Source organism: Deltaproteobacteria bacterium, from assembly GCA_016208165.1.
Lineage (GTDB): Bacteria > Desulfobacterota > Desulfarculia > JACQYL01 > JACQYL01 > JACQYL01.
In genome coordinates, this window is the sequence record JACQYL010000066.1 from 74,422 (window position 1) to 83,799 (window position 9,378).

Sequence of the window (9,378 nt, forward strand, 5' to 3'; positions counted from 1 at the left end):
TCGATAAGACCGTGAAGGCCATAAACCGGCCGGTAGTGATCATCACGTCCAATGCAAAAAAGGACTTGTCCGATCCGTTTCTCGGACGCTGCAACTTTCATCATATCGCGTTCCCGGAACCGGATATGATGCGCACAATTCTCGGGGTTCATTTTCCCTCGCTGGGGTCGGACCTCATGGACGTCTGCATCCAGAGTTTCTACCATCTGAGGGACCTGCAGGCCATCGAGAAAAAGCCGGCTACTCGCGAGTTGATCAACTGGATCCGGGCCTTACAGGCGGATCCGGATTTCGATCATAAGAACCTGGGAAGAGGTAATGTTCCGTATCTGGGAGTTCTGTTTAAAAAGAGCCCGGACTTCACCCAGGCCGTCTCCCAGTTGCGGCGTATCCGCGGCTGACATCAGCGTCCCACTTTGGATAGGCACGGCGAAGGTGCGCCCCTAAGCGCTCCGTTTCCGGATGTATCCATATCAGTGGGAAGACAGCGCCTGTAACGGGGAATTCCACCGCCGGCGGATTTCCCCGGACTTCCGCCCACGACGAGGCTCCACTCGGAGGGACTGAGCACTCGCCCGCTTCCGCGCCGACAGCTTGGCTCGCCACCCTGCCCTTCGCGCGCCTCGCAGTTGCGTTCACACTCCGTCCCCATGTCGTCCCAAGGCCCCGGTTCCGGATCCCTGTTCGTCGATAAAAGCGAGCAAACCGGTCACCGGATTCCAATTCCCACGCTTTTCAGGTAGCTTTCTATTTCGACGGAGACGGAACGCTCCCAAAAAAGGGGGGATATTCCCCCCAGTACGGCATGCGCCCTAAGGCAATGAGCATGAGAGGCTCCGTGCAGATCATACGTTTCAAGTGCGAATCGTACTCCGTTGCCTGAGCCAGGCCAACTTGAGGAAATAAGAAGTTCGAATTCTCAAAATAACCGCATAAGAAATGGCAATACCGGTTCATTGGCTCGTGGCCCGCTCAGGAGATCCTAGGGAGCATGACATGCTCCCCAATCTTGGTATATGGAGATCCAGACCCAGCCACACGATATTTCTTCTTTCTTCAAAATGCATTCTTTCTGCGTTCCAAGCAAATAGTCGGCGCCTCCGTTGAGAGAGGAACGAAACGGTTCATCCATTCGACCCATCGTGAAACTACAAGTCACCTCGTCGTGGTCCTGCAATAGGTGTCCGGCTTTACCTACTAATTCGATTGGCCCTTAAATTTCTCTTTTCGGATTCCATACTTCGCCATGAGATTATACAACTGGCGAGCGGTCACTCCCGCCATGGATGCGCTCCTGTCAATTCGGCCGCTGGACAGGGAGAGGATTTCCTGCAGATACAGCGCTTCCGCCTGTTCTACGGCGCGTAGTCTCACATCGGCCAATGTGGGCCTGCTTCCGCTACCTGTACCGGGCTGGACGGGTCTGAACGTCACTATTTCCATAGGGAAACCCGACCAAGATAATGTATTTGATTTTTCAAGAATATATGCCCGTTCGATGACGTTTTCCAACTCTCTGATATTTCCAGGCCACGAATAATGTTTGAGAGCTTCGAGCACCTCCTCGTCAACACCGGTGATGTTCTTTTCATATTCGCGGTTCAAAGCCTTCAGGAAGGAATCGATCAACAGGGGAATGTCCTCGATCCTGTCTCTGAGGGGCGGCATTTCTATGGGAAATACACTCAGTCTATAATACAAGTCTCTACGAAACGTCCCCTTTTCGCAGATTTCATTCAGGTCCGAATTCGAAGCACCGACGATCCTTACGTCAACGGAAATATCGACGTCTCCGCCGACCATACTGAACGTCTTCTCCTGGAGCACCTGAAGGAGTTTGATTTGGGCCGACGCCGACAGGGTGCTCAGTTCGTCCAGAAAGATGGTGCCGCCGTGCGCGAGTTGAAATTTGCCGATCTTTCGCCGGATCGCACCCGTGAATGCCCCTTTCTCGTGTCCGAATAATTCACTTTCGAGCAGAGTATCGGGTATGGCGCCGCAATGAACGGAAATAAAGGGCTTCTTTGCTCGATTGCTCAGTAAGTGGATGAGCTTTGAGGCAACCCCTTTTCCGGTGCCCGTCTCTCCGATCAGTAACACGGTAGTCCGTGTCGGGGCCACGGTCACAATCCTTTCCATCACTTCACGCATGACGGGTGAGTCCGTGCGCGCATAGTCCCCTATATCGGAAAGCAGCTGCTTTTCCCGAAGATGGCTGAGTTCCGATTTCAGTCTCTGCTCCTCGAGAATCGAGTCCATGACCAGGGAAATCTCCTCCCCTGAAAATGGGTACGTGACGTAATCACTCGCACCGGCTCTCACAAACGCCTGCTTTCGAGTAAGGCTGGAGCAACTCCGGAAACTTATGGAAACTCTCGGCGCCGCCGACGCCTCCGAGAAAATCGATGTCGATAAAAGCGAAATCGTGCCGCTTCTGTTGAAACGTTTTCAGGCAGGAGGGCGCGTCAGGCGCAAAGTTGACACTGAAATCCCGGGAAAGAAACCGGCGCGCATCCTGAATCACGATGTCTTTGTCGGAGCCCACAAGAACGGCCTTCATGTCGGCTTTTCTGCTCATGAAATCCTTGGCTTATTAATAACATAGAGGAAATCGATCCCCCTCTCGGGCACAAGTGAGGTCGATCCCCCCTCGCTTTCGGTCTTACTTCGTTTTCCTACTTAACCCTCATCCGGCGGATCCGCATGCGCCCTGCTCCGAGCGCGATCCGACGCTTCCCCGAAGTAATGATCCGCGCATCCCAAAGTTTGAATTTTTGAATTCTATCTGCTCATTAAAGGAAATTCAATTTCATATCTACCAATATCCTCTATTTTTTTCCCCATAGTTTCAACAGGTTAAATTATGGCACGAGATTTGTTTCCATGATAAGTACTCGTTGAAACAACATATAACCCGATGTTCGGACATTAACGATAGAGGATGGAAACGCAATTTTCGATTAGTGGGATCGTGGTTCCGGCGGCATGGGATCGCGAGGGCGTGATAACGGCGGTGTTGATTTCCACATTCAATGACACCGATTACCTCGTACACGCCGATGAGAACTCACGACCTCTGCTGGGCTATGCCCGGCAAGCGGTTTGGGCTTCCGTCGAGCTGCTTCCCGGATCCGACGAGCCCCAGCTGATCCGTGTCCTGGAATTCCGCCCATTGCGCAACACGGACCTTGAAGAGTGATAGCGCCGTCCTACATGCCTGTTTGAACAGAGGACCAATGTTCAGTGGAGGGTCGCAGCCGGAGCGGCATGACGCCGTATGCGGAGTCGGTCTTGGACTTACTGTCGGAAGGATGAAGCGGACCTGTTTCCTGCCCTTTCAAGAACGGTAACTTGCGAGGTTGCGTGTTTTGATAAGCATCATGCCGCCGCGACCCAAATAACTACCGCCGGCTCCAGCGCAACGCATAGAAACGCTCTACATTTTGTGGAAGGAATCATTTCTTAAGCAGGTTTCCTTCGGATGTTTCTCAAAATGCCTACGCGTCCGGAGGGGTACCTAACGCTGTTCCCTTTCAGGTATCCAGCACCTCCCTCACCTTCCGGGCGAGGACTTTAGGCGCGAAGGGCTTCTGGAGAAAGGCACTTCCTCCCTCGAGGACCCCGTGGTGGACAATGGCGTTATCGGTGTAGCCCGACATGAACAGGGTTTTCATTTTGGGCTGCTGAACTTTCATCTGATCGGCCAACACCTTACCGCTCATTCCGGGCATAACCACGTCCGTGACCAACAGGTGGATCTTCCCTTCGTGTGCTGCGGAGATCTGAAGCGCTTCCGGTCCGTCCGCCGCTCCCAGAACGGTATACCCATATCCCAGGAGGACTTTGAGAGTCAGGTTCTTGACCTGGACGTCGTCTTCCACCACCAAAATGGTCTCGAAACCCTCGAACGATTCGGTCAGGAGTCTTGCCTCGTCGACGTGGCGACATTCCTTGTCAATCCTGGGGAGGTAGATCTTGAAGGTGGTGCCTCTGCCCACTTCGCTATAGACCCAGATGTTTCCATTGCTTTGTTTGACGATTCCATATACCGTCGATAGGCCCAAGCCGGTACCCTTCCCCATCTCCTTGGTAGTGAAAAACGGCTCGAAGATCTTGGCCTGGATCTCCCGGGACATGCCGATGCCCGTGTCGCTGACGCTCAGCATCACGTACGGCCCGGGCGCCACGTCCACGTGGGTTTCCGCATAGTATTCATCCAGATCCACGTTGGCCGTCTCGATGGTGAGCTTGCCCCCCTGGGGCATGGCGTCCCTAGCGTTAACCACCAGGTTCGCGATCACCTGCTCCATCTGCCCTTCGTCCGCCTCCACCTGACCCAGGTCCTGAGCGACGATATTCCTAACTTCAACGTCCTCACCGATGATGCGCCGGAGCATCTTCTCCATATTCCGGACCATGTCGTTAAGATTCAATGCGGTGGGCTGGAGCAGCTGTTTCCGGCTGAAGGCAAGAAGTTGGCGCGTCAAAGCGGCCGCCCGATCACCGGCCTTCAGAATTTGGTCCAAGATTTCACGCAAGGGCTCGTCCGCGCCGCAGTCCATGAGGGCCACTTCGGCGTTGCCCAAAATGACGGTGAGTAAGTTATTGAAATCATGGGCGATACCTCCGGCCAGTCTTCCAACCGCCTCCATCTTTTGGGCCTGCCGTAGCTGGTCCTCCAGCTTCCTTCGTTCTGTAATATCCCTGGCAATGCCCAACACCAAAGCTTGCCCGCTGAGGGTTAAAGGGAGGGTTCGCGCTTCTATGCGGACCTGCTTTCCGTCTTTACGGTTCAGAATGAGTTCATCCGGGCCCGTGGAAAGGCCCTGGGCGTTCTTCCCCAAAATCTCTGCAGCCTTCTCCAGTTCATCCTCGGGCAAGAGCCGCAATTCCGGCGAACGTTTCCCGATGAGTTCTTCTTTGCTGTAACCGCACAACTCCTCCGTGGACCTGTTGGCGTCAACAAATCTGCCATCGAGGTCGTGCAGATAATAGGCGTCGGGTGAGTATTCGAACAGGCTCTTGAAGCGCTCCTCGCTTTCTTTCAGCGCGTCGTGGGCTTTCCTTTTTTCGGTGGTGTCCGTGAAAAAACCCACACTGCAAAGCGTTCCATCAATTACCGTCGGGGTCGATGTGATATCGACATACAGGACCGTCCCGTCCTTCCTCAGGCAGGGGACCTGCGATACCGCGACCTTTTCCTTTCCAATTCGATTTTCGAACGCGGAGATCACCTGGTAGAGCACTTCCCGGGGGTGAATGTCGTCCACCCTCATCCCCGTTAGTTCAGCTTCCGTATATCCCAACATCTCGCATATTGCCGGATTCGCGAAAAGATATTTCCTTGTCTCGACGTCCGCAATCAGAATTCCTTCGGAAGCTCCTTGAAACAGGCTCCTGTATCTGACTTCCGAATCTCTCAAAGCCTGTTCCGCCTTTCTTTTTTCCTGTTCCGCTTCGATATTGCTCAAAGCGAAGGCGATGTCCTGCCCCACCTCCTGGAACAGGCTCTGTTCTTCCTTATCCTGGGCAAAGGCGTCGGGCACGGAAGAAATGAGAACGCCGTAGACATTGCCGTTGTTTTCCAGCCGGACGGAAAACGCCGCGCGCCGGCATCCGGCTTGGGCAAAGGGGCAGTCACCGCATCCTTCGGAAGGATCTTCGAAGACCTTTACGTTGGAACCGGCCAACGCCTCTTGGGCGCACCAGGGGAAGTATCCCTGTTCGAGCCGCTGCTTGAACGGCAGGAAGGACTCCCCTATACCCGCCTCCGCGCAACGGACAAACGCTCCCGATGAACCCACGAGCCCAATCCACGCACTGTTGAACCCCCTGGTCGCCACCAGATTCTCGCAGGCAAGCCGGATGAGTCGATCCCGGTCCTTTTCCCTGGTGATGAGTTTGTTCACATTTCGAATGGCCTGGATCACGTTGTTGAGATGTCGAATCCTTTCCTCGGCCCTCTTTCTCTCGGTAACGTCGCGAAGCGAAATCAGGAAACAAGGTTCCCCTTCCCAGTCGATCTCAACGGCCCGCATGGACGCGATGACCTCTGTCCCCGAAGCGTGCAGGATATGGACGTCCGTGGATTCATCCGAGACCATGGGAAGCCCGATGTCCATCCCCGTCAGCGTCCGAGCCGGCCGGCCCCAAAGGGATTCGGCGGCCGGGTTGACGAAACGGACCACGCCCTCCCGATTGACTACGAGGATGCCGTCGGCGTTGTGTTCGATGATTTTCCTCAATCGCTCTTCACTCTCACGAAGCGAGTGGTTCGGATTCTCCATCTGTTAAACCCCTGCCTGTGATTCTCGAATTGTCGGCCATCCTTCCGAAAGGGAAGGATTCACCTGGAAGGTTTGGGACGTGGGCCAAGACCCAACTGATCGAGCACTTTTCTCTTACCGCTGAGGTCCCCCAATATCCTTTTCGGAGGAGGGCTGGTTTTCAGCAGTGTGGGAGTAGCCAGGATCCCGTTTTCCTGGGCTATATGAGGATGTTCAATGACGTCGACGATCCTGAGGGTGTATTGCCCACCAAGCTCGTCCGATAGAAAAGACTCCAGATCTGAAATGATCCTCCTGGATCGAGCGCTCTGTCCCGAGATGAAAAGCATGAATTCGAACATGGAACCCCCCAATGGATAGAGGATGGACTAAGAGATCCTGGAGAACGGCCCATCGAACTTCAAGACGCGGAATCGTCCCTCCGCAACTCACTGCCTTGAATGGGAGACAGGAGAACCATCTCACTCAATACACGGCCGCTCCTTCGAGGATGCCTCTGGTCAGGCCGACAAGCTGGGCCGAGGTAAGCGGCTTCCTCATGAGTTCAAAGTCCATGCCCTCTTCCTGGGCCTTTCTCAGCTGTTCCGCGAAGTCACCATAGTAAGCCGTGATGATGTAGACGGGAACCGCGCCGTCGATCGTCCTGAGCACTCTCAGGGTGTCTACGCCGCTCATTCCGGGCATCCTGAGATCCAGATACACCAAGTTATACGCCTGCTCTCTCATCATCTCCAGGCCCTTTTCGCCCGATGGCGCCGTGTCCACCTGAAACTGAGTCCCCTCCAAGGCAAGCAGGAAGACCTTCCTTATGGCCTCGTCGTCGTCAATTACAAGAATACGTTTAATCACGAGAACCTCCCAGCTCGATCTTCAATCCGGTTCGCCGGCAGCAGAACCTCCATCCTGGTCCCCCTCCCCACCTCGCTTTCGCAGTGTATCTTACCACCGTGAGACTCGACAATGCTTTTCGTTACGGAAAGGCCCAGTCCCGTGCCTTCACCCACACGTTTGGTGGTAAAAAAGGGATCGAAGATCCGCTTGGTGTGCTCCGGCAAGATGCCGCAACCCGTATCGCCGACCGTCATCCGGACGAATTCTCCGGCCGGCTGCATCTCGAACAGGATTTCCCTGTTGGGAGCGTTTTTCACGGCGTCCAGGGCATTCGTCATGAGATTGAGGAGGACTTGCTGCATGCTTTCCCCTTTGCTCCAAATCTCCCGGCTCTCCTCGGCGATTCGCCTGGTTATGCGAATGCCCTGCTTTTCAAACCGGTAGGCCAGGAGCCTCGAGACCCGATCAAAGAGGACCTCGCACCGCACCTTTCGGTACTCCTCCCCGTCGACATGCCCGGTGTGAGAAAATGTCAGAAGGTTCTGCACAAGATCCATGCAGCGTTCAGTTTCGCGTAGTGCGTCTCCCAAAATCTCATGTTTCTTGTCTTCCGCCGGCGTGTGCTTGAGACAGTATTCGATAAAGCCGTGTATACACATCATGGGGTTATTGAGTTCATGGGCCATGCCTCCCGCCATCATGCCCAAAGCCGACATCTTCTCCGTCATGATCCGGCTTTGCTCTTCAAGCCTCTGCGTGGTCACATCTCGTATAAGGGACCACATACCACTGGGCATCCCATGATCGTCCCTGGTGAGCCAGACCCTCACGGCCGCCGGAAAAACGGAGCCGTCTTTACGGATGTACTCCTTCTCGTATTCGTCCGAGTATCCTCGGGCCATGATCTGGTTTTCGAGGATCTCCTCTTCCAGGGCATGCCATTTCTCGGGCGTAAGCTCTCGCAAGCTCCGGGTCCTGAGTTCGTCCTCCCCGCAACCGAGCATATCCAGGAAAGCTTGGTTCGCATCAACGAAGGCGCCCTTCATATCGAAAAAAGCGATCCCCTCTCTGCTGGACTCATACAGGTTTCGGTATTTCTCCTCACTTCTCTTCAGGGCCTCCTGGGCCTCCACGCGGTCCCGAATGTCCTTGGCCACCACGACGACGCCGGAGGGCGCTTCCGCATTCATGCGAAGGGCCGAGGCTGATAGCAACACCGGGACCAGTTCCGCTTGCCTGGTGCGAAGCCTGGCTTCTCTATTAGCATATATCGGGCTTTCGGCGTCACAACATGAGGGCTTGTCTCCCATGGTAAGCGCCCGGGACGCCGAACCGAAATCCCCGAGCAGAAGAGTCACGGGCATGCCGAGAATCTCATTACGACTGTATCCCGACAAGGAAACGAGGGCTTCGTTGGCTGTCCGGATTACACCGTCATCGGAGACGACCATGACGGAATCGGTCATGGACAGGAGGATGTTCTCCAGGTAGCTCCTGGCCCTCTCGATCTCGACCTTTTCCATCAACTCCCGCTTTTGCCGGTCGAGCTCCAAGAAGATCCTAACCTTTGCGAGCAGGATTTCCGGCTTGTACGGCTTCGTCACGAAGTCTATGGCGCCGGCCTCATATCCCTTGAATACATGATGCTCGTCGGAGTAAACGGCGGTCAAAAAAATAATGGGAACGTTCCGTGTCTTTTCATCGCCTCTCAGGTATTCGGCCAACTCGTACCCATCCATCTCCGGCATCTGGACATCCAGGATGGCCAGGGCAAAATGGTGGTGCAAGGTGCTTTTCAGGGCATCGTTGCCGCCGGCCGCGCGAACGGCGTCCGCCCCCGTTTCCCTCAACAGCCTTTCGAGGGCGAGCAGGTTCTCGGGCCGGTCGTCCACAATCAGGATTTTCGGGCGATGGTCCATCACGCGACTGCTCGCGGGCGCCAAGGTATGTGTGTATGCATCGAGGGACATCTGGGAAAAAACCCTTCTTAAAAAAGCAGCCTCGCGTCCCGCATGGAAATCAAACTGCCCGGAGCAGGAAGTAGATCGATCCTCTTACCACGTGTATCGATCGAACAAGTTCGCTGCCGCTTTCGAAGCTACCGAATTTGTTACCGAATTAGTGTCTGTCCGGGAAGCTAACTTATTATTATAAAAAGAAAATCGCGCAAATTAGGGTGGAAACTTCCTGCAATGTATGATATTAAAAAGGTGACAACCAATTGATATCATTACACTAACAAGAAGGAGGCCACGCCCAA

At 54.6% G+C, this 9,378-nt stretch carries 8 protein-coding genes; 2 read left to right on the forward strand and 6 right to left on the reverse strand.

The window, feature by feature from the left end; all coding sequences use genetic code 11:
* Positions 1–401, forward strand: a 401-nt coding sequence (locus HY788_14380; GenBank protein MBI4775332.1) for a MoxR family ATPase, incomplete at its 5' end; no start/stop codon positions are given.
* Positions 402–1,197: 796 nt separating this feature from the next.
* Here HY788_14380 and HY788_14385 read toward each other — a convergent pair.
* Positions 1,198–2,259 carry a sigma-54-dependent Fis family transcriptional regulator gene (locus HY788_14385; GenBank protein MBI4775333.1) on the reverse strand — a complete coding sequence of 354 codons (1,062 nt, stop codon included), beginning with the start codon at positions 2,257–2,259 and terminating at the stop codon, positions 1,198–1,200.
* Positions 2,260–2,302: 43 nt separating this feature from the next.
* On the reverse strand, positions 2,303–2,578 hold the full coding sequence (locus HY788_14390) for a hypothetical protein (GenBank protein ID MBI4775334.1): 276 nt from the start codon (positions 2,576–2,578) through the stop codon (positions 2,303–2,305).
* 363 nt (positions 2,579–2,941) lie between these two features.
* Between HY788_14390 and HY788_14395 the strand changes: the two genes are divergently transcribed.
* Positions 2,942–3,199: a hypothetical protein gene (locus HY788_14395; protein MBI4775335.1), complete on the forward strand. Its 258-nt coding sequence runs from the start codon at positions 2,942–2,944 to the stop codon at positions 3,197–3,199.
* Between the two features lie 334 nt (positions 3,200–3,533).
* Here the strand turns inward: HY788_14395 and HY788_14400 are convergent, their stop codons facing one another.
* The 4 genes from HY788_14400 to HY788_14415 form a co-directional block, all read right to left on the reverse strand.
* Positions 3,534–6,287, reverse strand: coding sequence for a PAS domain S-box protein (locus HY788_14400; protein ID MBI4775336.1), 2,754 nt, complete (start codon positions 6,285–6,287; stop codon positions 3,534–3,536).
* A gap of 59 nt (positions 6,288–6,346) precedes the next feature.
* Positions 6,347–6,628, reverse strand: a complete 282-nt coding sequence (locus tag HY788_14405; protein MBI4775337.1) for a circadian clock protein KaiB — start codon at positions 6,626–6,628, stop codon at positions 6,347–6,349.
* 124 nt (positions 6,629–6,752) lie between these two features.
* A complete protein-coding gene (locus HY788_14410) occupies positions 6,753–7,136 on the reverse strand; it encodes a response regulator (GenBank protein MBI4775338.1) in 384 nt (127 codons plus the stop codon).
* Positions 7,133–9,088, reverse strand: coding sequence for a PAS domain S-box protein (locus HY788_14415; GenBank protein MBI4775339.1), 1,956 nt, complete (start codon positions 9,086–9,088; stop codon positions 7,133–7,135). Before HY788_14415 ends, HY788_14410 begins: the two co-directional genes overlap by 4 nt.
* Between the last annotated feature and the right edge of the window lie 290 nt (positions 9,089–9,378).

Bases quoted from the DNA above. Each gene is read 5' to 3' on its own strand.
- HY788_14385 (MBI4775333.1), bottom strand. From the start codon at position 2,259: ATGGACTCGATTCTCGAGGAGCAGAGACTGAAATCGGAACTCAGCCAT.
- HY788_14390 (MBI4775334.1), bottom strand. From the start codon at position 2,578: ATGAGCAGAAAAGCCGACATGAAGGCCGTTCTTGTGGGCTCCGACAAA.
- HY788_14395 (MBI4775335.1), top strand. From the start codon at position 2,942: ATGGAAACGCAATTTTCGATTAGTGGGATCGTGGTTCCGGCGGCATGG.
- HY788_14400 (MBI4775336.1), bottom strand. From the start codon at position 6,287: ATGGAGAATCCGAACCACTCGCTTCGTGAGAGTGAAGAGCGATTGAGG.
- HY788_14405 (MBI4775337.1), bottom strand. From the start codon at position 6,628: ATGTTCGAATTCATGCTTTTCATCTCGGGACAGAGCGCTCGATCCAGG.
- HY788_14415 (MBI4775339.1), bottom strand. From the start codon at position 9,088: ATGTCCCTCGATGCATACACACATACCTTGGCGCCCGCGAGCAGTCGC.